Genomic DNA, 25,443 nt, shown 5'->3' with positions numbered 1-25,443 from the left:
CCCCCGTGCGCCCGCACCCGCTGCGCGACCTCGTCGACCCCGGGTGGGCCGAGGCCCTCGCGCCGGTCGAGGCCGACGTGCACCGGATGGGCGACTGGCTCCGCGACGAGGTCGCCGCGGGTCGGCACTACCTGCCGGCCGGTGACGTCGTGCTGCGTGCCTTCACGCAGCCGTTCGACGACGTGAAGGTGCTCGTCGTCGGCCAGGACCCGTACCCGACACCCGGACACCCGATCGGGCTGTCCTTCGCCGTCGACCCGCACGTGCGACCGGTCCCGCGCAGCCTGGCGAACATCTACCGCGAACTGCACGACGACCTCGGGGTGACGCCCCCGCCGCACGGCGACCTGCGGGCGTGGTCGGAGCAGGGCGTGCTCCTGCTCAACCGGGTGCTGACCGTCGAGGCCGGTGCCGCCGGCAGCCACCGCGGCAAGGGCTGGGAGGCCGTCACCGACCAGGCCGTCCGTGCGCTCGTCGAGCGGGGGAAGCCCCTCGTCGCCGTCCTGTGGGGCGCCCAAGCCGCGTCGGTCCGCCCGTTGCTCGGCGACACCCCGGTCGTGGCGTCGGCGCACCCGTCCCCGCTCAGCGCCTCCCGCGGGTTCTTCGGCAGTCGGCCGTTCTCGCAGGTCGGCGCGCTGCTCCGCGAGCAGGGCGCCGACCCGGTCGACTGGACGCTCCCCGCCTGACCCTCCGCGGTGCGATGGCCCAGGGCGCGTCGCTGCCCGTAGGCTCGGACCGTGCTCGAGGAGGAATACCAGCGCCGTCGTGTCCTGCCGCGACACCTGCGTGCGCCCGTGCCCGCCGAGGCGACGTTCTCGTACACGATCCGGGCCGCCGAACCGCGGGACCTGCCGGACGTGCGCGAGATCCACACGCACTACGTCCGGAACTCGTCGGTGACCTTCGACCCGGCGGCGTTCGCCTTCGCCCGCTGGAAGCAGCGCTACGACGAGGTGCGCCGGCGCGGGCTGCCGTTCCTCGTCGCCGAGAACCCCTCGGGGCAGATCCTCGGCTACGCCCTGGTCGACCCCTGGAACCCGCGCGACCGGTCGAACCACGTGGTAGAGGACTCGATCTACCTCGGTGCCGCGTCGGGCGGGAAGGGTCTCGGACGGGCGCTGATGGAGGCTCTGCTCGCGGAGTGCCGTGCCGCCGGCGTCCGCGAGGTCATCGCCGTGATCGCCGACCGGCAGGCCGAGGCCTCGATCCGGCTGCACGAGCGACTCGGCTTCGAGGAGGTCGGCCGCATGGGCAAGGTCGGCTACAAGTACGACCGCTGGCTCGGCACCGTCACGATGCGGCTGCGCCTGCGCGGCCCGCGGTTGTTCGCGCGCGCCGGGCGCTGACGCGAGCGCTCCGAGGCTGCGCCGTCGCGGCGGCGTCCGACGTGCACGAGACGCCGGCGTCAGCGCGGAGCGCCCTCGACCTGCGCGAGACGCCGCCCGGATCGCGGCGTCTCGCCACCCGGGCGGCGTCTCGAGCATCCTGCGGGGTGCTGCACGGGCGAGGCGTGTGGGTGTCGGGTCGGCGCCGGGCGGGAGGCGCGTGGCGGGGTCGCCGTGAGCCTCCCGGCTGCCCGTTCCTTCCCATGGCGTGTGCGATGGCTGGTCGTTCCGGGCGTCCCTGGTGCGCTGGGAACGTCAGGTACGCCCGGTTCCGCCGGGTGCGCCCGATCGCGCCCGGTAGGTCGGCCGCCAGGCGCGCCCTCCGCCCGGCGTCAGGCGTCAGGCGCCTCGGCGATGAACTCGTCCCGGGTCACGCGCAGCAGCGCCGTGGCCGCCTCGCCGGCAGCGGCGGCGTCCCCGGCGACCACGGCGAGCGCCACCGCCTCGTGACGGACCGCGGCGTCGCGGGTCCAGCGGGAAATGGTGTCCCGCGACTCCGACGTCCGGGTCCGCAGGAGTGCCTCGACGGTGCCGGCGAAGTGCGTGAACACGGCGTTGCCCGACCCGGTCAGGAGTGCGCGGTGGAAGCGGACGTCGGCCTCGAGGTAGGCGCGACTGTCCTCCCGGCCCCAGGCGTCGAGCATGTCCCGCGCCGCGAGCAGGACCGCCCGACCGGGCGAGCCGGTGTCGCCGGACGGCCCGGCGTCGCCGGACGGCCCGGTGTCGCCGGACGAGCCGGAGTCGTCGGACGCTGCGGCGTTCCCCGCGACGAGGGCCGCCGCGACGGGTTCGACCCCGAGGCGGAGCTCGAGCAGCTCCCGCTGCTGCACGAAGTACGCGGGCGAGGCGCCGCGCCACCGGATGACGGTCGGCGCCAGGAGCTCCCACGACGACACGGGGAGCACCTGCGTGCCGACCCGCTGCCGGGGCTCGACCAGGCCGAGGGACTGCAGGACGCGCAGGGCCTCGCGCACGACGGAGCGGGAGACGCCGGACTCGGACGCGACGAGCTCCGGCCGGACGACGGTGCCGGCGGGCAGCACCCCGTCGACGATGCGCTGACCGAGGGTCTCGAGCACGTGGGCATGGAGGCCGCGGGCGGTGGTCATCGTTGCTCCGGTCGTGCTCTGCGGGACGGACAGCGCGTGACGGACCCGTCCCTGTGACGCGGACTCCATCGAAGCGGCAGACTGCGCCGAACGGCGGGTGCCGCGCGGCAGATCGTTGTACAGTCTTATTTATCAGATTATTGGGGTGCCCGATCGGACACCCGGAGGCGGCCGCGCCGAGCGGCCGCCCGGAGCGTACGACACGCACACGAAGGCGACGGAGCCGCGAGGCAGCGGCTCCAGGAAGGGGCACAGATGCCTCACGCACCCACCGGAGGAACCGCGGCGGCCGACGCGGTGCACGGCCTCACGGTCCTGGCCGCCGAGGGCGGCGGCACGCAGACCGTCGACCCGTCCGGCCCGATCGGTCAGCTCATCGTCGCGGCGCTGCTCGGCATCGTCGTCATCATCGTGCTGATCACCTGGCTCAAGGTGCACCCGTTCGTCGCGCTGACGATCGGCGCGCTCGGGGTCGGGATCGGTGCGGGTCTGGCGCCCGACAAGACGGTCACGAGCTTCGGCACCGGCTTCGGGTCGACGATGACGAGCGTCGGCATCCTGGTGGGCCTCGGGTCGATGTTCGGTCGGATGCTCGTCGACTCCGGGGCCGCCGACCGCGTGGTCGACACCCTCGTCCGTCGCTCGTCGAAGGCCGCGCTGCCGTGGACGATGGCGCTCATCGGCGCGCTGATCGGTCTGCCGATGTTCTTCGAGGTCGGCCTGGTGCTCCTCATCCCGATCATCGTGCTGGTCGCGAAGCGCAGCGGTGTCCCGATCATGAAGATCGCGGTGCCCGCCCTGGTCGGCCTCTCCACCATGCACGCCTTCGTGCCGCCGCACCCCGGCCCGCTCGTCGCGGTCTCGACGGTCGGCGCGAACCTCGGCACGACGCTCGCGTTCGGCATCGTCCTGGCGATCCCGGTGATCGTGCTGGCCGGTCCCGTGTTCGCGCGCTTCGCAGCCCGCTGGGTCGACATCCCCGCACCGGACATGTTCGGCTCGCGCGGTTCCGGCACGTCCGGCAGCGGTGGCTCGGGGCCGTCGGACCCCGCGCACGCCGGCCGGGAGGCACGTCGCGGCCCCGCCACGCAGGACACCGCGTCCCTGCCGAACGGCAAGAGCGACTTCACCCGCGTCATCAGCGAACCGCGCAGCCCGTCGTTCGCCGTCGCGCTCGTCGGCATCCTGCTGCCGGTCGTGCTCATGCTCGCCCAGGCGGTCCGCGAGGCGGTCACCCCCGACGCCGCGGGCGGCTGGGTGTCGCTGCTCGACTTCCTCGGTACCCCGATGATCGCCATCGGGATCACCACCGTCTTCGCCATGGTCTTCTTCGCGATCGGCGGCGGCATGGACCGGAGCGCCGTGGCGAAGTCCCTCGAGGACGCGCTGCCCCCGGTCGCCGGCGTGCTGCTCATCGTCGGCGCGGGCGGCGGCTTCAAGCAGGTGCTCATCGACACCGGCATCGGCGGGGTGATCGCCGACGCGGTGCAGGAGTCCGGCATCTCGGTCCTGCTGGTCGCGTGGGTGGTGTCTGCCCTCGTCCGCGTCGCCACCGGTTCCGCCACCGTCGCGACCGTCACCGCGGCCGGCATCATGGCACCGATCGCAGCCGACCTGTCCACGCCGGAGACCTCGCTGCTCGTGCTGGCGATCGGCGCCGGGTCGGTGTTCCTGTCGCACGTCAACGACGCGGGTTTCTGGCTCGTCAAGGGCTACCTCGGCACCACGGTCGGACAGACGTTCAAGACGTGGACGGTGCTCGAGTGCCTCATCTCCGTCATCGGTCTGGTCGGCGTGCTCATCGCGGGGGTGTTCTTCTGATGGCGGCGACCCACGACGCTCCGGTCGGCACCGACGGCACCGAGCCGCGCGTCCTCGTGGTGATGGGGGTCTCCGGCTCCGGCAAGTCGACGCTCGCCGCGACGGTCGCAGAGCGGCTCGGGTGGGAGTTCGCCGAGGGCGACGACATGCACCCGCCCACCAACGTCGCGAAGATGGAGGCGGGCACACCGCTCACGGACGAGGACCGCTGGCCGTGGCTCGGGACGATCGCGGAGTGGATCCGGTCGCACCTGGCCGACGACGCCCCCGGGGTCGTCACCTGCTCGGCGCTGAAGCGCTCCTACCGCGACGTGCTCCGGGCGCCCGGCGTGGTGTTCGTGCACGTCGCCGGTGACCCCGCCCTCGTCGAGCAGCGGATGTCCGCGCGGGCCGGTCACTTCATGCCGACGTCGTTGCTCGCCTCGCAGCTCGCGACGCTCGAGCCGCCGCAGCCGGACGAGGCGCACCTGACCGTGGCTGCCGAGCGCTCGCCCGACGAGGAGAGCGCCGACGTGGTGACGCGGCTGGGGCTCGCCACCGGCCGGTGACCGACGTCAGGTGAACCAGATCGCGGTCCCGACCGGCAGCTCGGACAGCGTCTTCGTCATCGCGGCGGAGATCCGGACGCACCCGTGCGAGCTGCCGTTCGGGTCCGGGTAGTAGTGCAGGGCGGTGAGGGCCGCGTTGCCGCCGTACTGCGGGATGCGTGACGAGTGCGCCCCGGTCAGGATGATCGGGTTGCCCTGCGTGTACGTCACGCGCGCATCGACGTAGGCGGCTTCGACGTACGTCGCGGTCGCGGTGGGTGTGGGGTCGTCCGGGGTCCCCAGGCGGGCGGGCTCCGACGCCGACACCGAGTCGTCCTGGTGCACGACGGACACCGTCGACGCGGCGACGTCCACGCGGACCATACGGTCGACCGACGCGATCGAGAAGTCCGACGCACGCGCCCACGCGAAGGTGGCGCTCGGCGCGGTCGGGTCGCCGCCGTCGCCGGGCGTGCGGTTCCGGGCGGGGGTCGACACGAGGACCATGCCGCCGTCCTTCCCGTCCGACCGGCCCCAGACGGCGGTCGCTGCGGGCGTCTCGATCGTGGAGACCGTCGAGGCGAGTGTGGCGACCGGGCGCGCGTCCGCCGAGGGGGCGGCGTAGAGCGCGACGAGGCGCTGCTTCGGGGTGGCGATCTGCCACTGGTTGTCGGGTCGGACGGTGCTGCCGTCGAGGAGTTCCGGGACGACCGCGTCGTGGAACGCCAGGGGGAGTGCCGCGAGCTCGGCTTCGGACGCGGCAGCCGGGATCGCGGGCAGCGTCGGCCTCGGTGTCGGCGTCGGGGTGGCCGTCCGGCTCGGCACCGACGTCGGCCGCGCGGCGGTCGTGGCCGCCGGTCCCGGCTGCTGCACGGCCGCGCCGATCCCCACCGCGGCCAGCGTCGCTGCCGCCACCGCGGCGATCGTGATGCCCCAGGTCCTGCGTCGCATGTGTCCCCTCCCGCACCCAGTTCACCAGATGGCGGCCGTGAGCGTACCTCGGGAGGCGCTGGCACCATGGCGAGCATGGCGATCGACGACTCCCTCGGACTCCTGACCCGCGGCTACGGCTTCGGCGCCCACCTGTGGCGACGCACCGCTCCCGGCGCCCGCGCGGTGCCCTTCCGGCTGCTCGGACGGCCGGCGCTGCTCGTCCGGGGGAAGGAGGGTGTCGACCTGTTCTACGACGGCGACCGCACCGCCCGGCACGGCGCCATGCCCGCGCTCGTGCAGCGGACCCTGTTCGGCGTCGGCTCGGTGCACTCGCTCGACGGCGCGGAGCACCGGCACCGCAAGGCGACCTTCGTCGACGTCGCGTACGAGGACGAGCAGGTGCGTCGGCTCACCCCGTTCCTGGCCGAGGAGTGGGCACGCGAGCTCGACGCCTGGCTCGCCGGTGGTCGGCGCACCGCGTACGACGCGGCGGTCGGCGCGATCGGACGGGCGGTCATGCGCTGGGCGGGACTCCCGGGCACCCCGGCCGCGAAGACCCGGTGGGCGGCGGAGCTCGCGCAGGTCGTCGACGGCTTCGGCGTGCCGTACTCGCCGGAGTACCTGCTCGCCGTGCTGCACCGCCACCGGTCGGACCGGCACGCTGCGCGGCTCGTCGAGGCGGTCCGCGGCGGACGGCTGCACCCCGCCGAGGGCACGGCACTGCACGAGTGGGCCTGGCACCGCGACCAGGCTGGCGCCCTGCTCCCACCGCGGACGGCCGGCATCGAGCTGCAGAACTCGATCCGCCCGGCGATCGCCGTCGCACGGTTCGTCGCGTTCGCCGCGAAGGAGCTCCACGACCGGCCGGAGTGGCGCGGTCGGGTCGCCGAGGAGACCCTGTCCCGCGGCTCCCTCGTCGACGGGCCCGTCGCGGTCGCGTTCGCGCAGGAGATCCGTCGCACCGCGCCCTTCGTCCCGGTGCTGCCGGCATGGGCAACCGAGGACGTCGAACTCGACGGCGAGCACCTCCGTGCGGGCGGCCGGGTGGTGCTCGACGTCCTCGGCACGGACACGGACGACCGCTCCTGGCCCGACGCCGACCGGTTCGACCCCGCCCGCTGGCTCGACGTCACGAGCTGGGACGACGTCGAGGCCGTGGCGACCTTCGTGCCGCACGGCGGAGCGGACGTCGCGAACGGGCACCGGTGTCCGGGGGAGAAGGTCGCCGTCGCAGCCCTCGCCACCGCCGTCGCCGTGCTCAGCGACCCGCGGGTCGAGGTGCTCGACGAGGGGCTCGCCGTCGACCGTCGGAGGATGCCGACGAAGCCCGCATCGGGCGGGCGTGTGACACGCCGTGGCGCGGGCACCGCGCGGTCCGGCGGGTGCCCGTTCCACCGGACCGCCCACTGACGGGTCCGTCCGCCGAGCCGACCCGGCCACGAGACGGACGGGAGGCCCGTGGCGCGCCCGCCACGGGCCTCCCGTCCGTCCCGTCACACCTCGGTGACGCGACCCGCCTCGACCCGCCAGCGCCGGTCCAGTCGGACGGTGTCGAGCATCCGCCGGTCGTGGGTGACGAGCAGCAGGGTGCCGTCGTAGGACTCCAGGGCCTGCTCGAGCTGTTCGATCGCCGCCAGGTCGAGGTGGTTCGTCGGCTCGTCGAGCACGAGCACGTTCACGCCGCGGGCCTGCAGCAGCGCGAGGCCGGCACGAGTCCGCTCACCGGGTGAGAGCGCGGCGGACGGGCGACCGACGTGCTCCGCCTTCAGCCCGAACTTCGCGAGCAGGGTCCGCACGTCGGCGGTGGTCATCTCGGGGACGAGCTCCTCGAACGCCGCGGCGAGGGGCTGCTCGCCCGTGAACGCCGCGCGGGCCTGGTCGACCTCGCCGATCGCGACGCTGGAGCCCAGCGACGCCGAACCGCTCGTCGGCTCCGTCCGGCCGAGCAGGGCGCGGAGCAGGGTCGACTTGCCGGCGCCGTTCGGGCCGGTGATGCCGATCCGGTCGCCGCCGGCGACCTGCAGCGACACCGGGCCGAGCGTGAAGTCGCCCTGCTCGTAGACGGCGTCGGACAGCGTGGTGACGACGGCCGAGGACCGCGGCGCACTGCCGATGGTGAAGGCGAGCTGCCACTCCTTGCGGGGCTCCTCGACCTCGTCGAGCCGGGCGATGCGCGACTCCATCTGCCGGACCTTCTGCGCCTGCTTCTCGCTCGACTCGCTCGCGGCCCGGCGACGGATCTTGTCGTTGTCGGGGTTCTTCTTCATCGCGTTCCGCACGCCCTGGCTCGACCACTCGCGCTGGGTCCGGGCGCGCGAGACGAGGTCGGCCTTCGTCGCGGCGTACTCGTCGTACGCGTCACGCTTGTGCTGGCGGGCGATCTCACGTTCCTCGAGGTACGCCTCGTACCCGCCGCCGAACAGCCGGTGCGACGACTGCGCCAGGTCGAGCTCGAGCACGGCCGTCACCGAGCGGGCGAGGAACTCGCGGTCGTGGCTGACCAGGACGGCACCGCCGCGCAGCCCCCGGACGAATTGCTCGAGCCGGTCGAGCCCGTCCAGGTCGATGTCGTTCGTCGGCTCGTCGAGCAGCACGACGTCGAAGCGGGAGAGCAGCAGGGCGGCCAGGCCGACCCGGGCGGTCTGGCCGCCGGACAGCGCGGTCATCAGCGAGTCCGGGCCGACGCCGGAGCCGTCCGGGGTCGCCTCGAGGCCGAGCTCGGCGAGCACGACGGGCAGCCGCTCCTCGAGGTCGGCGGCGCCGGACGCCAGCCAGCGTTCCAGTGCGGCGGAGTACCGGTCGGCCGCTGCGTCGCCGCCGTCCGGGTCGCCCAGGGCCTCGGCAGCACGGTCCATGTCGGCCGTGGCGTCGGCGCAGCCCGTGCGTCGGGCGACGTACGCCGCGACCGTCTCCCCGGCGACGCGCTCGTGCTCCTGGGGGAGCCAGCCGACGAAGGCGTCCGGCGGGTTCGTCGACACCCTGCCGGCGAGTGGCTCGTCGACGCCCGCGAGGAGGCGGAGGAGCGTGGACTTGCCCGCCCCGTTCACACCGACCAGGCCGATCACGTCACCCGGCGCGACGGTGAGGTCGAGGCCCTCGAAGAGCGTGCGGGCGGCGTACCCGCCGGCGAGGTCCTTGGTGACGAGCGTGGCGGTCATCCGGCAATCGTCCCACGGCCGGGAGGGCGCTCAGGCCGGGCGCGTGAGCCCGAGGATGCACCCCTCGACCGCCGCGACCCGCACCGCGTCCGTCCCGTCGAACAGCACGCTCTGGCTGACCGCCCCGACGTGTGCTGCCACCACCGCACGCGTGTAGAGCGCCGGGTCGACTATGGGGACCCGGCCGGCTCGTTCCAACGCTGCGACGAGGAGTGGCTGGAGCGTCGCGTGGAACCGGTCGGTGTGCGCGCGGAGCAGGGCGTTCACCTCGGGGTCGTGCCGGGCGCGCGTGGTGAGCACCGAGCGGATCGCGTACCAGCGGTCCTCGGGCGGCAGGCCGTGCACGACGCCCTGCACGACCCCGTCGACCGTCGGGTGCCCGTCGAGTGCGGCGCCGAGCTCGTGTTCGAGCACGGCGAAGACGGCTTCGGCCTGCTGCTCGTAGACCGCGAAGAACAGCTCGTCGACCGTCCGGAAGTTCGAGTAGAACGCCCCGCGCGTGAACCCGGCGCGGGCGACGACCGCCTCGACGCTGACCGAGGTCGACCCGGTCTCCTGGAAGATCGCCTCCGCGGCCGCGATGAGCGTCGCCCGGGTGCTGCTCCGCCGGCGGACGGCGCGCGGTGCGGCTGGTTCGGTCACGGCTCCAGGCTAGGCCGAGTGCCGGTCGGCCAGGTAGTCGTGCACGGTGCGCACCGGGGCGAGGGTCAGGTCCGTCAGGATGTGCGAAGCGCGGACGACCTCGAGCACCGGCAGGTCCGCCATCGGCGCGAGGGCGTGTGCGAACAGCTGGAGTCGGGCGGGTCCGGTCCAGGCCTGCTTGACGGTCACGTCGGTGATCTCGGTGCGGACGAGGTCGGCCACCAGGTGGCGCTGGGTCCGCAGGTCCGGGACCAGCTTCACCATGAAGATCGGCACGGTGATCTCCGCCAGGGCGGCGTCGTGGTCGAGCGGCTCCCACTCGTACGCCATGGTCGCGGTGGCCACCCGCTCGGTCCCGCGGTCGAGGGTGCCGACGAGCGCGCCCTGGTCGACGCGGAGCGCCGGTGTGCCGAGGACCTTCGGGTAGGCGCTGAGCTCGCGGCCGGCGAGGGTCGCGGCCGCGTTGTCGAGGTACATCGCGTGCAGGTACTCGCCGCGTTCGCCCTCGTGCTCGACCTGGATCGCCTGCCCGGACTCGACGTACGGGCCGTACCCGTCGACCTCGCCCATCTTCATGACCTCGAACCGGACGAGCGGTTCGGTGACCTCGAGCGGCTCCGGGACCACGGCGCGCAGCGCGTCGAGGTCGGTGCGGTAGACGACGTTGAAGTACTCGCGGTCGGTGAACCGGGTCGGCCGGAGCGGGTAGACCGGGGCGGCGAGCGGGGTGGTCAGGTGCTGGAGGACGTCGTCGGCGCGCATGCGCATCTCCTTCGGAACTCGGATACGATCTGTATCGAATACGAACTGTACCGAATTCGACCGAGAGCAGGAACCCGTGCCCTACCAGCCGCCCCGCGACACCGCCGACCGCCCCGTGACCGTGATCGGCGGTGGCACCCTCGGACGCCGGATCGCCCTGATGTTCGCCAGCGGCGGTGCCGAGGTCCGGATCCACGACCTGTCCGAGGAGGTCCGTGCCGCCGCCGTCGCGTACGTCGAGGAGACCCTGCCCGGGGTCGTGGCCGCGCGCGACGGTGCGACGGCGGGGACGGTCCGCGGCGAGGCAGACCTCGAGGCCGCGGTGGTCGACGCGTGGCTCGTCGTCGAGGCCGTGCCCGAGCGCCTCGACCTGAAGACCCCGCTGTTCGGACGGCTCGACGCACTGGTCGCCGCGGACACGATCCTGGCGACGAACTCGTCCTCGTACGCCAGCCGCCTGGTGATCGACGAGGTCGCGCACCCCGAGCGCGTCCTCAACGTGCACTTCTACATGCCACCGCAGCAGAACGCCGTCGACCTGATGAGCGACGGCCAGACCGACCCCGCGGTCATCGACCTGCTGCTCGAGGTGCTGCCCCGCTACGGCGTCCACCCGTTCCTGGCCCGCCGCGAGTCGACCGGGTTCATCTTCAACCGCATCTGGGCCGCCATCAAGCGCGAGGCGCTCGCGGTCGTCGCCGACGGCGTCTCGACGCCCGAGGACGTCGACGCCATGTGGCAGGTGAACAGCGGCGCACCGGCCGGGCCCTTCCGGATGATGGACCAGGTCGGCCTCGACGTGGTCCTCGACATCGAGGAGCACTACGCGGCCGAGGACCCGCACCTGCCGGAGGGTCCCCGTCGGCTGCTCCGCGAGCACGTCGACGCCGGCCGTCTCGGCGTGAAGACCGGACAGGGCTTCTACCGCTACGACGACTGACGTCGTCCCCACCCGCCGGACGGGAGGCGCGGTGCCGGCCCGCACCGCGCCTCCCGTCCTGTGGGGCGTCCGTGCACCCGCTGCTGGCAGGATCGAGCCGTGTCGACGCTCATCGTGACCGCCCACCCGGACCCCGACTCGCTGACGCTCGCCGTCGCCCACCGCCTCGAGGCGGCGCTCGACGCCGCCGGCGCGGGCCCCGTCACGGTCGCCGACCTCGCCGCCGAGGGATTCGACCCCCGGTTCACCGCCGCCGACCGGCACACGTACCGGACGGGGACCGACCCGGCGCCCGACGTCGCGGCCGAACAGGCGCGCCTCGACGGGACCGACCACCTCGTGCTCGTGTTCCCGGTGTGGTGGTGGTCGGTGCCCGCGCTGCTCAAGGGCTGGCTCGACCGGGTGTTCGTGAACGGGTGGGCCTTCGGCGTCGGCGAGGACGGGCGCATCGACCGTCGGCTCGGCCGACTGACGGTGCACCTGCTGCCGATCGCCGGGGACGACGCCGGTGTGTACGAGCGGCACGGGTACGAGCAGGCGCTGCGGACGCAGCTCGAGCACGGCGTCGTGGACTTCTGCGGCGCGGTCCGCGGGGCGACGGCGTTCGTCCACGAGTCCGAGCACGAGGACCCCACCGTGCGCGAGCGGGCCGTCGCGGCCGCGGTCGGACGGGTCGTCGACGCGGTGCGGGGATGACCCTCGACGTCCGTGCCGTGGTGTTCGACCTCGACGGCACCCTGTTCGACCACGCGGGAGCAGCGGCGCGAGCCGTCGACGACCTCCTCGGCGCGCTCGGTGTCGCGGCGACCGACCGCCTGCGGGCCGCGTGGGCCGAGGCGGAGGAGCGGCACTTCGAACGGTGGCGACGCGGGGAGGTCGACTTCGCCGAGCAGCGTCGAGCCCGGCTCGTCGAGGTCCTGCCCCTCGCCGGGCTCCGGCCACCGCAGGACCCGCACGAGCTCGACCTCCTGTTCGGCCGCTACCTCGCCGCGTACCGGGCCGCCTGGCGTCCGTTCCCCGGGAGTGCTCCGCTCCTGCGCGCGGTCCGCGACGCCGACCGGGCCGTCGGTGTCCTGACGAACGGGACCGAGGAGCAGCAGCGCGACAAGCTCGCCGCCACGGGGCTGTCGGACCTCGTCGACGTCGTGTGCACGTCGGAGCGGATCGGGGTGGCCAAGCCGGACCGACGCGCGTTCGAGCGGATCGCCGACGAGCTCGGCGTCCCGGCCGCCGCGTGCCTGTTCGTCGGCGACGACCCGCAGCGTGACGTCGCCGGGGCACGTGCCGCGGGGATGCGCGCGGTCCTGGTCGACCCGGCCCGCGACGGCGACGCCGCGGTCCGGTCCTCCGTGCTGTCGGCCTGCGCGGGGCGGCGGGCACCGAACGGCGGTGACCGCCCCTAGCGTGGCGACGTGCGCCACCTCCTGCGACTCGACGACTGGACCACCGACGACACCGACGCGGTGTTCGCCCTCGCCCGCGGGTACGAGCAGGGCACCGGTCCGGTGCTGGACGGGGCTGCGGCGGTGTTCTTCCCGCCGACGAGCCTGCGCACGAGGGCGTCCTTCGAGCGGGGTGCGGCGCTCGCCGGACTCCAGCCGATCGTGTTCCCGCCGGAGTCGCTCGACAAGGACGAGGCGCACGACGACGTCGCCCGGTACCTCGCGGACTTCGTCGACGTGCTCGTCGTCCGGCACCGGGACCTGTCCGTCCTCGAGGCGCTCGCCGCTGCCGACGCGGTGCCCGTCGTGAACGCCATGACGAGCGTCAACCACCCGTGCGAGGTGCTCGCGGACCCGTGGGCACTCACCCGCGGGCGCGACGTCGGGTCGCTCCGGGTGCGGTTCGTCGGCGCCGACGGCAACATCGCGCGCGCCTGGGCCGAGGCGTCGCGACTGTTCGGCTTCGACCTGCTCCAGTGCTGCCCCGAGGGAATGGGAGCGCCCGACGTGGCGTGGACGGAGGACCTCGCCGGGGCGATGGCCGACGCGGACGTCGTCGTGACCGACGGACCCGGTCGCCACGCCGCTGCGCTCGAGCCCTACCGGGTCACCGCGGACGTCCTGGCGCTCGCGCCCGACGGGGTGCGCTTCGCCCCGTGCCCGCCGTTCGTCCGTGGGCGCGAGGTCAGCGCGGACGCGATCGCGAGCCCGGCCTTCGTGGGGCACGGGGCGAAGCGTGCGCTCCTGCCGGTGCAGCAGGCGGTCCTGGCGCACTGCCTCGCGGTCGCCTAGCCCTCGGGGACGGCCACGACGCGGTTCTGGTACGCCCAGACCACCGCCTGCAGGCGCGAGCGCACCCCGAGCTTCGGCAGCATCCGAGCGAGGTGCGACTTCACCGTGGAGACCTCGACGACGAGTGCCTCGGCGATCTCCTCGTTCGACATCCCCTGTGCGAGGAGCAGCAGCACGTCCCGCTCCCGCGCGGTCAGCAGCTCCGAGGCCCGGTCGCCCGTCACCGGCTGCAGGCTCCGCCGCGACACGAACTCCCGCAGCACCCGCCGCGTCAGGCTCTGGTCGATCGTGCCGTTCCCGGCGGCGACCTGGCGCACGGCACCGACGATGACGTCCGGCTCCGCGTCCTTGAGCAGGAACCCGGACGCCCCCGCCTCGAGCGCCCCGAACACCAGGTCGTCGAGGTCGAAGGTCGTCAGCATCAGCACCGGCACCGCCGGGTCGGCGTCAGGGGCGCAGAGCTCCCGCGCCACCTCGATGCCGTTCCGGACCGGCATCCGGATGTCGAGCACCGCCACGTCCGGCCGCGTGCTCCGTGCGAGCGTCAGGGCCTCGCCGCCGTCGGCCGCCACCCCGACCACCTCGACGTCCGGTTCGGCCGCCAGGAGCGCCGACACCCCCGCCCGGACGAGCGGCTGGTCGTCCGCCACCAGGACCCGGATCACCGGGCCACCTCGGGCGTCTCGCGTCCGAGTCGCAGCGTCACGACCCAGCCGCCGTCCGGTGTGGTCCCGGCCTGGAGGCGCGCCCCCACCAGGTCCGCCCGCTCACGCATCCCGCGCAGCCCGTTGCCGCCTGCTCCCGGACGCTCCGGGGTCGGCTTACCCGGTCCTGCGGGGGTGTCCGCGCTCGCCGCGGACACCGCGGGTGCGGCGTTCTCGATCGTCAGCCCCAGGTGCCCGGCTGCACGGTCGTCCAGCGTGACCGTGACGACGGCGCCGGGGGCGTGCAGGGCGGCGTTCGCCAGTGCCTCCTGTGCGGTGCGGTAGGCCGCGAGCTGCGCCAGGGGCCCGACGCCCTCGGCGACCTCGTGCGCACCGCGGAGGACCTCGAGCCGCACGTCGGACCGGTACCGGGCACGTTCGACCAGGTCCACGATGCCCGCGACGGTCTCGACGGCACGTTCCGCGGGGGCGTCGTCCCGCAGCAGGCCGACCAGGCGACGGAGGTCCTCGAGCACCGCGGTGCTCTGCTCCCGCACCTGACGGACGCCCTCGTGCGCCGCGGTCGGGTCGGTGTCGATCTGCCGGTCGATGACGGCCGACATGAGGGCGATCCCGGACAGGTGGTGGGCCGCGATGTCGTGCAGCTCCCGCGCCATGGCCGCGCGTTCGCGGGACACGGCTGCGTCGACCCGGGCGTCCTGCTCGCGGACCGCTGCGGAGGCCTCGGCGGTCCGGGCGGCGACCTCGGCGTCCCTCGCGGCCCGGACCTCGCGCCGGGACCGCACCACGAGCGCCACGACGAGCGGGAGCCCGACGGCCCCGATGGCCTGCGTGACGCCCTGAGGGAGTGCGTCGCCGAGTGCGTCGGCGAGGGAACGGCCGGACAGCGCGCCGTTCAGCTCGATCCAGTTGCCCGCGGTGCCGGCGGACACGAGTGCCGCCGTCCCGACGACCGACGGCCAGAGCCGGGTGAGCGGCACCCGGAGGGCAGCGAGCACCACCGCCACGACGACGGGGAGCGCGGTGAGGCCGAACAGGTCTCCGCCGGAGGTGACGGCGACCACGAGGACGGGGACGGCGGCGACCGCGAGGAGGACCGCTCGGGGGACTCGACGAGCAGCCAGCAGGACCGCGGACTGGACCAGGAGTCCGAGTGCGACCGCGGTCCAGTCGGCGTCGCCGAACTCGGGAGCCGAGAGTGGATGTCCGGACGTGTCCGGGTCGACGGTGTCGAGGTACGGCAGCCCGAGCAGCAGCGCGAGCGAGACGACCGCGGTGGCGACCGCGACGAGGACGTCGGTCCGACGGAGGCGACGGTCGCCGCCGACCCGCGCGGTGCGGGAGTCGGCGGCGACGCGAGCCGCACTCGCTTCAGCGGGTGCCATCGTTCGATCCTACGAGGCGGGCGGAGGCCGACGCGGGGAGGTGGTCCGTGCCTCCCAGCCGGCGGTCGTACCCGAGCCGGCCCCGGGTGGCGACCAGCAGGACGGCGGCGGCCACCGTCGAGACGATCGTGAGCCCGTGCATCATCGTGCCCGCGGTCATCCCCGGGTACATGTCCGCCCACAGGGTGGAGATGGTGTTGTTCACGCCGACGTGCAGCAGCAGTGCGATCGGCAGGCTCTCGCCGGTGCGGTTGAACACCCACGTCATCACGACGTTGAACGTGATCGTGAAGAGGGCGAAGACGACCGGCTCCGACCAGTGCGCGTCCGGCCACCCGCCCCAGTCCGACAGGTACAGCGGCATGTGCCACAGCGCCCACAGCGGACCGAGCACCGCGGCGGCGCCGAGCGGTCCGAAGCGGTCCTGCAGTCGGGGGAGGGCGAAGTCGCGCCAGCCGGGCTCCTCCGACAGGCCGGTGGTGAACAACTGCACCACGAGACCCGGCACGAGGGCGAGCAGGGCGAGAGCGGTCGGTGCCTGGACGTTCCCGCCGGAGAACGGCAGACCCGTCAGGACGATGAGCGCCGGGACGCCGACCAGTGCCAGTGCGTACCAGTACCAGGAGACCCGCCACCGCCAGAGCCGACCGACCCAGCGCCGCAGCCCCGGACGGCCGTCGGCGAGGGCGGTCACCACGAACGCACCGCCGAGCGGACCGAGGAGCGCGCCGGGCAGGATCCCGGTGAACTGGGCCGTGCCGAGGAACTCCGGGAAGTGCAGGTCCCACACGCCCAGACCGTGCGGACTCAGGATGTAGGGCACCCACGCGAGCCAGCTGAGGCCGAGCGCCAGGGTGGCGAAGGAGGCGAGCGGGTGCCGGGACACCACACCCCGGACCCCCGTCGCACGGGGTGCAGCGGTGCCGGCTCCGGGCCGGACTTCGGTCGTGTTCGTCATGACACCGACGCTAGGGAGGACCGTTCGTCGGGACGACCGGCGGAGGGATGCACCACCGGGAGTTCCACCGAAGGATGCAAGTGACGGACGGGGCCGGACGCCCGTGCGTAGCGTCGGGTGCATGACCAGCACCACCGTCCTCGTCGCCGGCGCCACCGGGGACCTCGGTTCCCGCATCGTCGACGCGCTCCTCGCGGCCGACCCCGACGTCCGGATCCGAGCACTGAGCCGCTCGGCCACCGGGCCCGCGGCCGACCGGCTCACCGCACGGTCCGACCGTGTCTCCGTCGTCAGCGCCGCCTACGACGACCACCACGGACTCGTGACGGCGCTCGCCGGGGTCGACGTCGTCGTCTCGGCGGTGAGCGGCACCCGCTCCGTGGTCGTCGACGCACAGACCGCGCTGCTCGCCGCGGCGGTCGACGCCGGCGTCCCGCGGTTCGTCCCGTCGGACTACTCGGCCGACTACCGCGCGATCACCCCCGGGACGAACCGGAACTTCGAGCTGCGCCGCGAGTTCGCCGCGACGCTGGACGCCGCACCGATCCGGGCGACCTCCGTGCTGAACGGCGCGTTCACCGACATGATCACCGGACAGGCTCCGATGATCCTCTTCGACCGCCACACGGTCCTGTACTGGTCGTCCCCGGACCAGGTGCTCGACTTCACCACGAAGGACGACACCGCCTGGGTCACCGCGCGCGTCGCCCTCGACCCCGACGCGCCGCGGGTCGTCGAGGTCGCCGGCGACCGGGTCACCGCCCGGAGCGTCGCCGACACCCTCTCGCGGCTCACCGGCACCCGGTTCCGCACGCAGTGGGCCGGGACCTCCGGGACGCTCTCCGCGATGGCACGCGTCGGACGACGGCTCTCGCGGGCCGACGACGCGGAGCCGTTCCCCGCCTGGCAGGGGATGCAGTACTTCGTCAGCATGTTCAGCGGCGAGGCCGAGCTCCACCACGTCGCGAACGACCGCTACGGGCCGCACGACTGGACGACGGTGCGGGACGTGCTCGCCGTGCACCTGCAGGCCTAGGCTCGGGGACCGTGTTCGAACTCCACCACCTCTCGGCGCAGGAACTCTGGGACTGGATCCGTCGGGGGGACGCGACCGCGCTCGAGGTGACCGAGCACTACCTCGCCCGCATCGAGCGGCTCGACCCGTCGCTCGGGGCGTTCGTCGCCGTCACCGCCGACACGGCACGCGAGCACGCGGCGCGACTGGGGACGCTCCTCCCGACCTCCCGGCCGCTCTGGGGCCTGCCCACCGCCGACAAGGACCTGTACGACCGCGCCGGTGTGCCCACCCGGCACGGCTCCGCCGCGCTGCCGGTGACACCCGCGACCGCCGACCACCCCCTGGTGGCGGCGCTCGCCGCAGCGGGGACGGTGAGCCTCGGCAAGACGACCTCGCCGGAGTTCGGCATGTCGTCGTCGTCGGAGACCCGGATCGGTACCACCCGGAACCCGTACGACACCACGCGGGCGCCCGGAGGATCGTCGAGCGGCACCGCCGTGGCCGTCGCCGCCGGACTCGTGCCCGCGGCCGTGGGGACGGACGGCGGGGGATCGGTGCGCATCCCCGCCGCAGCGACCGGTCTCGTCGGACTGAAGCCGAGCCGCGGCCGGGTGCCGTCGATGCCCGGTCGGTCCGGCCTCGGCGGGCTGAGCGTCGCCGGGCCGATCACGCGGAACGTCGCCGACGCCGGGATGCTCCTCGACGCCCTGGTCGCACCGACCGGGCTGCCCGAGCCCTCGCCGTACGCGCTGGTCACGCCCGACGTCGGGGACGGGCCCTTCACCGCCGCTGCGGTGCGCGGCGAGGGGCGGTTCGTGGTCGGCGTGCTCGACGGTTCGCCGTGGGACGACACCGTCGACGTCGTGGTCGACCCTGCCGCCCGGGCAGCGGTCGACACCGCCGTGCGGGTGCTCGGCGAGGTCGGGCACGGGGTCGAGGACGTCGCGATGCCCCGGCTGCCGTACGCCGAGGCGTTCCGGGTGGCGTGGGAGTCCGGCGCTGCGGGGCTGCCCCGCGTGCCCGGCATCGACCTGTCCGCGCTCACCCCGCTGGTGTCGTGGCTGGTGGAGCGCGGACGTGCGTTGACCGCGACGCAGGTGCTCGACGCGATGACGACGCTCGACGCCTTCTCGGCCGGGCTCATCCGGACGTTCGCGCCGTACGACGCCGTGCTCACCCCGACGCTGGCGCTGACCCCGCGTCCGCTCGGCTGGTACGGGGACGACCCCGAGGAGGACTTCCGGCGGCAGTGCGCCTACTCGCCCTGGACCTCGATGGCGAACGTGTCGGGGTTGCCCGCGATCACGCTGCCGGTCGGGGTGACGGACGACGACCACCCGGACGGGGCAGGCCTGCCGATGGGTGTGCAGCTCATCGGACGGCCGGGCGGGGAGCGCGTGCTGCTCGCGATCGGGGCGCAGCTCGAGCGGCGGCTGCGGTGGCAGCGGCGGCACCCGGCGACGTGGTGACGCCGGGCTGACGCGGATCGGGCGTCGTCGTTGGCGCGTCGCGACTGCGACGATGCGCACGTCGATCGACGCGTGCGATGCCGCGGCTCGGGAGGATGGCGCGACATCGTGGTCGTCGTACGACAGCGCATCTGTCGTCCTGACCGGAGCCCGGTCGCGGCTGCCGGGCCGAGTGACACCGTGGTCGTCGTACGACAGCGGAAGTGTCGCGTCGCCTACTCCGCCCGCGCGAAGCCCGCCGACCGACCCCCGCCGACGCCGACCCCCGCCGACCGTCCCCGCCGACCGCCGCCCCGCGCCCCTACGGCAGCGTCGGGGCCGCCGCCACCAGCGCCCGCGTCACCGGGTGCCGCGGGTCGTCGAGCAGCGACACCGGCCCCTGCTCCACGATCCGCCCCTCGGAGAGCACCGCCACGGTGTCGCACAGCCGCTGCACCACGCCGATGTCGTGCGACACGAGCACGAGCGTCAGCCCGAGGTCGTCGGCGAGCGAGCGGAACAGGTCGATCACCCTGGCGCGGACGACCACGTCGAGGGCGCTCATCGGCTCGTCCCCGAACAGGATCCGCGGGGAGTGCACCACCGCACGGGCGATCGCGATGCGCTGCCGCTGCCCGCCGGAGAACTCGTGCGGGTACCGGTCGGCGGCGTCGGCGGGCAGGTCGACGCGCTCCAGGACCGAGGCCACGAGCGCGCGGTGATCACCCGGCAGCTGCAGCGCACGGAGCGGCTCGGCGACGATCGCGCCGACGCGCATCCGCGGGTCGAGGGACGCGTACGGGTCCTGGAACACCACCCCGGTCTCGCGACGGAACCAGCGCATCGCGGCCGCGGAGGCCGACGCGACCACGGGACGACCGCCGGCCGACACGGAGCCAGCGGTGGGTGCCTCCAGGCCGGCGAGCAGCCGCACCAGCGTCGACTTGCCGGACCCGGACTCACCGACGATGCCGAGCCGTGCTCCGGAGGCGACCGTCAGGTCGACCCCGTCGACGGCGGTCCGCACCGGGCCGGGTTCGAAGGGGCCACGGCGTGGCAGGCGGTACGTGCGGTGGAGGCCGCTGGCGTGCAGCGCGTCGGTCATGCGGGGCCTCCGGTGCGGCGGGCGGTGGCGCGGGCGGCGTCGACGAGGGCCGCCGTCGTCGGGTGCTGCGGGGCGTCGAGCAGCGACCGCACCGACGCCTGCTCGACCACGCGGCCGTGGTCGAGGACGACGGCGGTGTCGGCGATCCGGGCGAGCACCGCGAGGTCGTGCGTCACGAAGAGCATGCCGGTCCCGCGCTCGGTCGAGAGGCGTTCGAAGAGCTCGAGGATCCGGGCCTCGGTGGTGACGTCGAGCGCGGTCGTCGGCTCGTCGGCGACCAGGTACGCGGGGGCGCCGGCCATCGCCATCGCGATGCAGATGCGCTGTCGCTGTCCACCGGACAGCTGGTGCGGGTACTGGCGGAGCAGCGCGGCTGGGTCGGGCAGTCCGACGGCGTCGGCGAGTGCGACCGCGGCGGTGGCGGCCGCACGGCGGTCCAGCCCGCGGTGCAGTCGGAGCGGTTCCGCCACCTGCGCACCGACACGGCGGAGCGGGTCGAGGGCGGTCGCGGGCTCCTGGAACACCATGCCGATGCCGGAACCGCGGTGGCGCGCCCGGTCCCGATCGCGCATCCCCACGAGCTCGGTGCCGTCGAGGCGGATGCTCCCGGTCACCTCGGCCCCCGTCGGTTCGAGGCCCATCAGGGCGAGCGAGGTCATCGACTTGCCGGATCCGGACGCGCCGATCACGCCGACGCGTCGGCCGGGAGGCACGGTGAACGTCACGTCGTCGAGCACCGTCCGCCCCGCGATGCGGACCGTCAGTCCGGTCACCTCGAGACCGTCGCGTCCGGTCCGGTGATCGCTCACGCCGTCACCCCCGGGGTCGTCGTGGTGCCGTCCGGTGCGCGTCGGTCTGCGCCCGGGGCGCCGGTGGCCGGGTCGTCGCCGGCCGGGGTGCCCGTTGCAGCCGGCGTGCCGGTGGCCGCTCGGTCGCCGGTGGTCAGGCGCGGGTCGGTCGCGTCGCGCACCGCGTCACCGAGCAGCGAGAGCGCGGCGACGACGAGGGCGATCGCGGCACCCGGCCAGGTCGCGCTCCACGGGTGCACGCCGATGTACGTCTGCAGGTCGGCGAGCAGGTTGCCCCACGACGCCGTGTCCGACCCCGCGCCGTAGCCGAGGTAGGAGAGGCCGGCCTCGGCGAGGACCGCCGTCGCCATCGCGAGCGAGAGCTGCACGGTGAACAGCGGCGCCGCGTTCGGCACCAGGTGGCGGGTGAGCACGCCGAGGGGCCCGACGCCGGAAGCCCGTGCGGCGACGACGTAGTCGCTCCGGGCGATGCGGCGGATCTCACCACGCGCGACGCGGGCGATCGTCACGCCGAACGACAGCCCGACGCTCACCACCACGACGCCGAGCGACCCGCCGAACACCGCCGTCAGGAGCATGGCGGTCAGCAGCGTGGGGAACGCGACGAGGATGTCGAGGAGGACGGCGGTGCCCTCTCGGACCCACCTCGTGGTCAGCGAGCCGATCGCCGTCAGGACGATGCCGACCACGCTCGCGACGATGCCGGAGCCGACCGCGACGAGCACGGTCGTCCGGGTACCGGCGAGCAGGTAGCTCGCGATGTCCCGCCCTGCGGCGTCGGTGCCGAACCAGTGCGCGAGGCTCGGTGCCGCCCACTGCTGGAAGGGGTCGGCGCGGAACGGGTCCTGGGGCGTCCACACGAGGGACACCGCGGCGAGCACGACGAGGAGCGTCAGCACGACGACGGCGAAGCACCCCGTGGGTCGGGCGAGCAGACGGCGGATCACTCGCCCACCTCCCGCTGCCGGGGGTCGAGCGCACGGTGCACGACGTCGACCGCGAAGCCGACGACCAGCACCAGGCTCGTGAGCACGAGGAGCTCCGACTGCACCTTCGTGACGTCGCGTCGCCCGACGTCGGTCACGAGCATCCGTCCGACCCCCGGGAGCGAGAAGAGCTGCTCGACGACGACGGCCCCCACCAGCAGGCCGGCGATCTGCACGCCGAGGACGGCCAGCACGGTGAGCGCCACCGACGGCAGGCCGTGCCGCAGGAGCGCCCGTGTCCGCGTCAGGCCGATCGCCGCCGCGGTCCGGACGTGGTCGGCGTCCAGGACCGTGAGCGTGGCGGAGCGGGTGAAGCGCAGGATCACGGCGCCCTCGACGGCGCCGATGGTGAGCGCGGGGAGCACGAGCGACGAGAACGCGCGACCGGGTTCGTCCCACCCGTCGAGCGGGAAGCCCTGCGTCGGCAGCAGGTGCAGCGTGACGGCGAACAGCGCGATGAGGAGCATGCCGGCCCAGACCACGGGGACCGCTGCCACCGCCTGCGCGACGAAGCCGATCACCGCACCGCCGGCCCGACGGCGCAGCACCGCAGCGAGCACCCCGAGCGGCACCCCGAGCACGAGGGCGGCCACCAGCGACATCCCCGCGAGCGGCAGCGTGACGGCGAGCTTCTGCGCGATCTCCGGACCGACGGCGCCGTTCGTCACGAGTGAGCGGCCGAGGTCACCGCGGAGCACACCGCCGATCCAGTCGAGGTACTGCACGACGACCGGCCGGTCGAGGCCGAGCTGCTGCCGGAGCTGCTCGACCTGGGCCGGCGTCGACTGGGTGCCGGCGACGATCTGTGCGACGTCGCCGGGCAGCACGCGCAGCGTGGCGAACACGATGATGCTCGCCACGAGCAGGCCGACGACGAGCAGCAGCAGTCGCCCGACGAGGAACCGGGTCACGCGTCCGATGCTACGGGGGCGGCGGCGCGAGCCCGGAGCGCAGCGCCGGACGAGCGCCCGGCGACCGGCGGGGCAGCGGTCACCGGACGGCCAGTCCGGCCAGGTCGAGCCGCGAGTTGCCGCCGTCGACGGGGAACCCGGTCACGCCCTTGCGGACGGCCGTGATCTCCGTCGCGGTGTACAGCCACTCGCCCGCGGCGTCCTCGCTGACGATGCGCGCAGCCTTGCGGAGCGCCTGTTCCTTCTCGGTCTGCGAGGTCGCGGCGATCGACTCCGCGTAGAGCCGCTGCACCTCGCGGTTGTCGTACCCGAAGTAGTAGTCCGGGTTCGCCCAGTTGCCGAAGTCGCGGGCCTCGACGTGGTCGACGACCGAGAGCTGGAAGTCCTTCTTCGTGAAGACCTGGTCGAGCCACGTCGCGAAGTCGACCCGCTCCACCTTCAGGGTGATGCCCACGTCGGCGAGCTGCGACTTCAGCACGTCACCGATCGTCGCCGGGTAGACGTTGGCGTAGGTGAGGGTCAGGTCCAGGTCGGTCTTCCCGGCCTCGGCCAGCAGCTTCTTCGCGTTGTCGGGGTCGTACGCGTCGATGTCGGTCAGGTCCTCGTACCCGGGGTCGAGCTCGGGGATCGGTCCGCCCTGCTCGACGCCCGTGCCGCCGATGGCCTTGATGAGCGCCTTCGGGTCGATCGCCTGCCGGATCGCCCGGCGCACCCGCTCGTCGGTGAAGGGCGCCTGGGCGTCGTTGAAGGCGAGCGTGTACTTGTCGGTCGTCTTGCCGCGGTGCAGCTCGATGTCCGGGTTGCCCTGCAGCTGGCCCTGCAGGGTGCCGTCGACGGGGTTCAGCACGTCGAGGTCGCCGTTCGCCATCGCGTTGACGGCGGTCGACGGGTCGGTGATGTACCGGAACACGATCTTCGCGACCTTCGGCTCGGTGCCCCAGTAGTCGTCGTTCCGGCTGAAGGTGAGCGAGTCGCCCTGCTTCCACGCCGACACCGCGTACGGTCCGGTGCCGTTGGCGCTGTCGGAGAGGTCGTTCGTCGCGGCCTGCTCGAGCACGAGCCCGGCGCGGCCGGTCAGGTTGAAGAGCAGATCGGAGTCCGGCGCCTCGAGCTGCAGCTCGACGATCCCGTCCGACGGGGAACTGATCGACGAGACGCCCGCGAGCTTGGCGGAGTCCACGTAGGACGCGTTGTCCTTCGCCTGCTGCAGCGACCAGACGACGTCGGCGGCCGTGACGGGCTTGCCGTCCTGGAAGGTCGTGCCGTCGCGGAGCGTGAACGTGTACGTCTTCCCGTCCGACGAGACCTCGTGCTTCGACGCCAGCACGTCGCGGATCTCCCCGTCCGCCGTCCGGCCCACCAGGCCCTGGTACACGTTGTCGATGAGCACCTGGTCGAGCGCGGCACCGGACTGCGTGCGGATGTCGAGGCTCGTGGGCTCGAGCACGAGGCCGACGCGCACGGTGGCGTCGTCGCCACCGCTGCTGCTGTCGGAGCCCGAGCAGGCGGTGAGCGTCAGGGCCGAGGCGACGGCGACCGCGGTGGCGGCCAGGGCGACGCGTGCTGCACGGCCACCGCGGCGGGGGAGGAGCGGACTCATGGGTTGTGGGTTCCTTCCGGGCGCGTGGGGCGACGGTCGTCGCTTCGCGCTCGCACGAGGTTACCGGCGTTCGGAGCCGGATGACGGTTGTTGGACCTCGTGCAACAACCGGTGCCGTGCTCCCCATGCCCGGATCGCCGACGCCAGTTCGAGGGGGGCCTGGTTCTGCACCGCGTGCCGTGCCGTCACCGTCACGACCTCGGCGTCCGGGAGCCGCTCGGTGAAGCCGGCGTGCAGCTTCGGCGAGACGTACCCGCGGTCACCCCGGACGAGCAGCACCGGCACGGCGAGGGCCTCGAGGTCCGGCCACGCGTCGGCGAACCGCCCCACCGACGCCGTCCGACCCGAGGGCAGGTGCGGGAAGTGGTGCCGGCGGACGAGCCGGCCGTCCTCGCCGAGTCGGGTGGTGTGCCGGGCCTCGCGGAGGAGCACCGCGCGGTCGTCCCCGACGCGGGCCTCGACGGCGCGGTCGACGACCTCGTCGAGCGATGCGAAGGGCGTCTCGTCCTCCAGTGCCCGGGCGATGCGGTCGACGGCGCGCTGCGCGAAGTCCGGGGACATGTCGACGAGCACCAGGCCGGTGACGCGCTCGGGGGAGGTCGCGGCCAGGCGGGCGGCGAGGATGGCACCGAGCGAGTGGCCGACGACCACGCCCGGCGGGACCCCGAGGGCGTCGAGTGCGGCCAGCACCTGCGGCGCCGTCGCGCTCGCGCCGTAGTCGGCGTCGTCCCGCCAGGACGACCGGCCGTGCCCGGGCAGGTCCAGGGCGACCGCCGGTTGCCCGACCGCGATCGCCGTCTGGTCGAAGCTGTGCGCGTCGATGCCGAGCCCGTGCAGGTAGGTGATCCGTGCCTCCCGGACGTCCGCCGTGTCCCAGCGGATCGCCGCGGTCTCGCGTCCGTCGTCGGTCCGGACCACCTGCCGGGAGGCGCGGAGCGGCTCCGTCACGCCGCTCGCAGCCGCCAGCGCGGCCAGGTCCGAGAATTCGTCGTCGGGTTCGTGCACGGGTCCGATCCTCGCACCCCGTCGGGTACCCCGTTGCACCCT

25 protein-coding genes are annotated in these 25,443 nt (G+C 73.9%); 11 read left to right on the top strand and 14 right to left on the bottom strand.

Translation table 11 applies throughout. From position 1 onward, the window contains the following. Positions 1-5 precede the first annotated feature (5 nt). Together J2X59_RS08860 and J2X59_RS08855 are read left to right on the top strand one after the other, a co-directional pair. Positions 6-686 carry a uracil-DNA glycosylase gene (locus J2X59_RS08860; protein WP_326496403.1) on the top strand — a complete coding sequence of 227 codons (681 nt, stop codon included), beginning with the start codon at positions 6-8 and terminating at the stop codon, positions 684-686. A gap of 51 nt (positions 687-737) precedes the next feature. Next, on the top strand, positions 738-1,346 hold the full coding sequence (locus J2X59_RS08855) for a GNAT family N-acetyltransferase (RefSeq protein WP_326496402.1): 609 nt from the start codon (positions 738-740) through the stop codon (positions 1,344-1,346). A gap of 371 nt (positions 1,347-1,717) precedes the next feature. Here J2X59_RS08855 and J2X59_RS08850 read toward each other — a convergent pair whose 3' ends face one another. Next, on the bottom strand, positions 1,718-2,494 hold the full coding sequence (locus tag J2X59_RS08850; protein ID WP_326496401.1) for a FadR/GntR family transcriptional regulator: 777 nt from the start codon (positions 2,492-2,494) through the stop codon (positions 1,718-1,720). A gap of 255 nt (positions 2,495-2,749) precedes the next feature. Here J2X59_RS08850 and J2X59_RS08845 point away from each other — a divergent pair, with 255 nt between their 5' ends. Then, positions 2,750-4,315 (top strand): GntP family permease, encoded by a 1,566-nt coding sequence (locus J2X59_RS08845; protein WP_326496400.1) that lies wholly within the window; start codon positions 2,750-2,752, stop codon positions 4,313-4,315. Then, positions 4,315-4,863 (top strand): gluconokinase, encoded by a 549-nt coding sequence (locus J2X59_RS08840; protein WP_326496399.1) that lies wholly within the window; start codon positions 4,315-4,317, stop codon positions 4,861-4,863. Before J2X59_RS08845 ends, J2X59_RS08840 begins: the two co-directional genes overlap by 1 nt. Before the next feature lie 6 nt (positions 4,864-4,869). Here the strand turns inward: J2X59_RS08840 and J2X59_RS08835 are convergent, their stop codons facing one another. Then, positions 4,870-5,793, bottom strand: coding sequence for a L,D-transpeptidase (locus tag J2X59_RS08835; RefSeq protein ID WP_326496398.1), 924 nt, complete (start codon positions 5,791-5,793; stop codon positions 4,870-4,872). Between the two features lie 75 nt (positions 5,794-5,868). Between J2X59_RS08835 and J2X59_RS08830 the strand changes: the two genes are divergently transcribed. After that, positions 5,869-7,185, top strand: coding sequence for a cytochrome P450 (locus J2X59_RS08830; RefSeq protein WP_326496397.1), 1,317 nt, complete (start codon positions 5,869-5,871; stop codon positions 7,183-7,185). A gap of 83 nt (positions 7,186-7,268) precedes the next feature. Here J2X59_RS08830 and J2X59_RS08825 read toward each other — a convergent pair whose 3' ends face one another. The 3 genes from J2X59_RS08825 to J2X59_RS08815 are packed head-to-tail and all read right to left on the bottom strand — an operon-like array spanning position 7,269 to position 10,337. Then, the gene (locus J2X59_RS08825; RefSeq protein ID WP_326496396.1) at positions 7,269-8,933 is read right to left on the bottom strand and encodes an ABC-F family ATP-binding cassette domain-containing protein; all 1,665 of its coding nucleotides are present in this window, start codon (positions 8,931-8,933) and stop codon (positions 7,269-7,271) included. 30 nt (positions 8,934-8,963) lie between these two features. Continuing rightward, on the bottom strand, positions 8,964-9,575 hold the full coding sequence (locus J2X59_RS08820) for a TetR/AcrR family transcriptional regulator (RefSeq protein ID WP_326496395.1): 612 nt from the start codon (positions 9,573-9,575) through the stop codon (positions 8,964-8,966). Positions 9,576-9,584: 9 nt separating this feature from the next. Next, positions 9,585-10,337, bottom strand: coding sequence for an acetoacetate decarboxylase (locus J2X59_RS08815; protein ID WP_326496394.1), 753 nt, complete (start codon positions 10,335-10,337; stop codon positions 9,585-9,587). Positions 10,338-10,413: 76 nt separating this feature from the next. Here J2X59_RS08815 and J2X59_RS08810 point away from each other — a divergent pair, with 76 nt between their 5' ends. The 4 genes from J2X59_RS08810 to J2X59_RS08795 all read left to right on the top strand — a co-directional run bounded on the left by J2X59_RS08810 (position 10,414) and on the right by J2X59_RS08795 (position 13,511). Next, positions 10,414-11,277 (top strand): 3-hydroxyacyl-CoA dehydrogenase family protein, encoded by an 864-nt coding sequence (locus J2X59_RS08810; protein ID WP_326496393.1) that lies wholly within the window; start codon positions 10,414-10,416, stop codon positions 11,275-11,277. A gap of 99 nt (positions 11,278-11,376) precedes the next feature. Further along, positions 11,377-11,973, top strand: coding sequence for an NAD(P)H-dependent oxidoreductase (locus tag J2X59_RS08805; protein ID WP_326496392.1), 597 nt, complete (start codon positions 11,377-11,379; stop codon positions 11,971-11,973). Beyond that, positions 11,970-12,680 (top strand): HAD family hydrolase, encoded by a 711-nt coding sequence (locus J2X59_RS08800; protein ID WP_326496391.1) that lies wholly within the window; start codon positions 11,970-11,972, stop codon positions 12,678-12,680. The genes J2X59_RS08805 and J2X59_RS08800 overlap by 4 nt, the downstream gene beginning before the upstream one ends. A gap of 9 nt (positions 12,681-12,689) precedes the next feature. Then, positions 12,690-13,511, top strand: a complete 822-nt coding sequence (locus tag J2X59_RS08795; protein ID WP_326496390.1) for an ornithine carbamoyltransferase — start codon at positions 12,690-12,692, stop codon at positions 13,509-13,511. On the opposite strand, the gene J2X59_RS08790 is transcribed toward J2X59_RS08795, so the two are convergent. From J2X59_RS08790 to J2X59_RS08780, 3 genes are read right to left on the bottom strand one after another with little or no spacing between them, the layout of a single operon-like run. Further along, positions 13,508-14,176 (bottom strand): response regulator, encoded by a 669-nt coding sequence (locus J2X59_RS08790; protein ID WP_251155074.1) that lies wholly within the window; start codon positions 14,174-14,176, stop codon positions 13,508-13,510. The genes J2X59_RS08795 and J2X59_RS08790 overlap by 4 nt on opposite strands. Next, positions 14,173-15,561, bottom strand: a complete 1,389-nt coding sequence (locus J2X59_RS08785; protein WP_326496389.1) for a sensor histidine kinase — start codon at positions 15,559-15,561, stop codon at positions 14,173-14,175. The genes J2X59_RS08790 and J2X59_RS08785 overlap by 4 nt, the downstream gene beginning before the upstream one ends. After that, positions 15,548-16,519: a CPBP family intramembrane glutamic endopeptidase gene (locus tag J2X59_RS08780; protein ID WP_326496388.1), complete on the bottom strand. Its 972-nt coding sequence runs from the start codon at positions 16,517-16,519 to the stop codon at positions 15,548-15,550. The genes J2X59_RS08785 and J2X59_RS08780 overlap by 14 nt, the downstream gene beginning before the upstream one ends. Positions 16,520-16,640: 121 nt before the next feature. On the opposite strand from J2X59_RS08780, the gene J2X59_RS08775 reads away from it, so the two are divergent. Together J2X59_RS08775 and J2X59_RS08770 are read left to right on the top strand one after the other, a co-directional pair. After that, the gene (locus J2X59_RS08775; protein WP_326496387.1) at positions 16,641-17,555 is read left to right on the top strand and encodes an NmrA family NAD(P)-binding protein; all 915 of its coding nucleotides are present in this window, start codon (positions 16,641-16,643) and stop codon (positions 17,553-17,555) included. A gap of 11 nt (positions 17,556-17,566) precedes the next feature. Next, positions 17,567-19,006: an amidase gene (locus J2X59_RS08770; RefSeq protein ID WP_251155070.1), complete on the top strand. Its 1,440-nt coding sequence runs from the start codon at positions 17,567-17,569 to the stop codon at positions 19,004-19,006. Between the two features lie 301 nt (positions 19,007-19,307). Here the strand turns inward: J2X59_RS08770 and J2X59_RS08765 are convergent, their stop codons facing one another. The 6 genes from J2X59_RS08765 to J2X59_RS08740 form a co-directional block, all read right to left on the bottom strand. Further along, a complete protein-coding gene (locus J2X59_RS08765; protein WP_326496386.1) occupies positions 19,308-20,090 on the bottom strand; it encodes an ABC transporter ATP-binding protein in 783 nt (260 codons plus the stop codon). Further along, complete coding sequence (locus tag J2X59_RS08760) at positions 20,087-20,899, bottom strand: ABC transporter ATP-binding protein (RefSeq protein WP_326496385.1); 813 nt, start codon at positions 20,897-20,899, stop codon at positions 20,087-20,089. The genes J2X59_RS08765 and J2X59_RS08760 overlap by 4 nt, the downstream gene beginning before the upstream one ends. Beyond that, on the bottom strand, positions 20,896-21,846 hold the full coding sequence (locus J2X59_RS08755) for an ABC transporter permease (RefSeq protein WP_326496384.1): 951 nt from the start codon (positions 21,844-21,846) through the stop codon (positions 20,896-20,898). The genes J2X59_RS08760 and J2X59_RS08755 overlap by 4 nt, the downstream gene beginning before the upstream one ends. Beyond that, on the bottom strand, positions 21,843-22,796 hold the full coding sequence (locus J2X59_RS08750) for an ABC transporter permease (protein ID WP_326496383.1): 954 nt from the start codon (positions 22,794-22,796) through the stop codon (positions 21,843-21,845). Before J2X59_RS08750 ends, J2X59_RS08755 begins: the two co-directional genes overlap by 4 nt. A 79-nt stretch (positions 22,797-22,875) precedes the next feature. Beyond that, positions 22,876-24,396 (bottom strand): ABC transporter substrate-binding protein, encoded by a 1,521-nt coding sequence (locus J2X59_RS08745; protein WP_326496382.1) that lies wholly within the window; start codon positions 24,394-24,396, stop codon positions 22,876-22,878. Positions 24,397-24,456: 60 nt separating this feature from the next. Further along, on the bottom strand, positions 24,457-25,401 hold the full coding sequence (locus J2X59_RS08740) for an alpha/beta fold hydrolase (RefSeq protein WP_326496381.1): 945 nt from the start codon (positions 25,399-25,401) through the stop codon (positions 24,457-24,459). Positions 25,402-25,443 lie beyond the last annotated feature (42 nt).

This window comes from Curtobacterium sp. 260, assembly GCF_030803485.1.
GTDB lineage: Bacteria > Actinomycetota > Actinomycetes > Actinomycetales > Microbacteriaceae > Curtobacterium.
This window is presented reverse-complemented; position numbering and strand designations above follow the sequence as displayed.

Bases quoted from the DNA above. Each gene is read 5' to 3' on its own strand.
- J2X59_RS08850 (WP_326496401.1), bottom strand. From the start codon at position 2,494: ATGACCACCGCCCGCGGCCTCCATGCCCACGTGCTCGAGACCCTCGGT.
- J2X59_RS08845 (WP_326496400.1), top strand. From the start codon at position 2,750: ATGCCTCACGCACCCACCGGAGGAACCGCGGCGGCCGACGCGGTGCAC.
- J2X59_RS08840 (WP_326496399.1), top strand. From the start codon at position 4,315: ATGGCGGCGACCCACGACGCTCCGGTCGGCACCGACGGCACCGAGCCG.
- J2X59_RS08835 (WP_326496398.1), bottom strand. From the start codon at position 5,793: ATGCGACGCAGGACCTGGGGCATCACGATCGCCGCGGTGGCGGCAGCG.
- J2X59_RS08830 (WP_326496397.1), top strand. From the start codon at position 5,869: ATGGCGATCGACGACTCCCTCGGACTCCTGACCCGCGGCTACGGCTTC.
- J2X59_RS08825 (WP_326496396.1), bottom strand. From the start codon at position 8,933: ATGACCGCCACGCTCGTCACCAAGGACCTCGCCGGCGGGTACGCCGCC.
- J2X59_RS08815 (WP_326496394.1), bottom strand. From the start codon at position 10,337: ATGCGCGCCGACGACGTCCTCCAGCACCTGACCACCCCGCTCGCCGCC.
- J2X59_RS08800 (WP_326496391.1), top strand. From the start codon at position 11,970: ATGACCCTCGACGTCCGTGCCGTGGTGTTCGACCTCGACGGCACCCTG.
- J2X59_RS08785 (WP_326496389.1), bottom strand. From the start codon at position 15,561: ATGGCACCCGCTGAAGCGAGTGCGGCTCGCGTCGCCGCCGACTCCCGC.
- J2X59_RS08780 (WP_326496388.1), bottom strand. From the start codon at position 16,519: ATGACGAACACGACCGAAGTCCGGCCCGGAGCCGGCACCGCTGCACCC.
- J2X59_RS08775 (WP_326496387.1), top strand. From the start codon at position 16,641: ATGACCAGCACCACCGTCCTCGTCGCCGGCGCCACCGGGGACCTCGGT.
- J2X59_RS08765 (WP_326496386.1), bottom strand. From the start codon at position 20,090: ATGACCGACGCGCTGCACGCCAGCGGCCTCCACCGCACGTACCGCCTG.
- J2X59_RS08745 (WP_326496382.1), bottom strand. From the start codon at position 24,396: ATGAGTCCGCTCCTCCCCCGCCGCGGTGGCCGTGCAGCACGCGTCGCC.